The sequence below is a fragment of the Komagataeibacter melomenusus genome, from assembly GCF_013155395.1.
Classification (GTDB): Bacteria; Pseudomonadota; Alphaproteobacteria; order Acetobacterales; family Acetobacteraceae; genus Komagataeibacter; species Komagataeibacter melomenusus.
The window spans coordinates 1-847 of sequence record NZ_JABJWC010000106.1 but is presented as its reverse complement, the minus strand read 5'-3'; the positions used below and the strand labels follow the sequence as shown (position 1 = coordinate 847).

The window sequence follows — 847 nt, the reverse complement described above, 5'->3', positions numbered from 1 at the left end:
TAGGGCCTGTTAGGGCTTGATCCAGTCTGCTGCGGCAGCGATGTGGATGACCGCGAGGAACGACGTTGCTGTTTTTTCATATCTGGTTGCGACAGCGCGCCACTCCTTGAGGCGAGCCCAGAGGTTCTCAACGAGATGCCGACACCGATAGGCCCATTTCGGGCAGGCGACCGGGCCATCGCGTCGTTTCGCGGGAATGGCTGGCCGTGCTCCCATGTCCCATATCCGTTCACGCATGGCGTTCGACGCGTAGCCCTTGTCCGCTACTACCCACAGGGGAGTGGCGGGAAGGCTGTCGAGCATGGCTGGTGCCAGAGGCAGTTCATGAGCCTGTCCAGGGGCCAGCGCAAAACCGAAGGCTTTTCCATGTCCATCAGCGATCACGCAGACTTTTGTGCCATAGCCGCCGCGAGAGCGGCCAAGTGCTTCACGATGGTCTCGCTCTTCGAAAGAGGCCCCTTTTTTTGGGCTCCCGCCGCTTTGTGGTGAGCCCTGATGTTTGTGCCATCCAGAAAAGTCATTCCGAATGCCACTCCCTGTTGTTCCTGAACCAGTGCGAGCAGCCGCTCCCATACGCCGAGCTTCGCCCAGCGGATGAAAAGCTGCGCAGCCCGCCACCACGGACCCAGTTCAGCGGGGATACTCCGCCATTTCGCGCCATTCTCATGACGCCAGAAAATCGCTGCTATCGTCCGCCGCAGATCATGTGGCGGCGTCTTGCCCCTCGGGCGAACCTCCTCAATCAGAGGTTCCCAGATCGCCCATGTCTCGTCCGTAAAGGTGCCTGTTCTGTCTCCTTCTTCCATCCCTACAATATGGGAAGAAATTCAAGATCTAACAGGCCCTA

General features: G+C 59.0%; 1 protein-coding gene. It reads right to left on the bottom strand.

Annotated features, from left to right (window positions below; translation table 11 throughout):
- Nucleotides 1–9 precede the first annotated feature (9 nt).
- Nucleotides 10–806, bottom strand: a protein-coding gene (locus HNW77_RS17235) for an IS5 family transposase (RefSeq protein WP_082779839.1) whose coding sequence is annotated in 2 segments (ribosomal slippage) — nucleotides 10–467 and nucleotides 467–806 — 798 coding nt in all. Because the reading frame shifts where the segments join, the coding sequence is not laid out codon by codon here.
- Nucleotides 807–847: the final 41 nt, after the last annotated feature.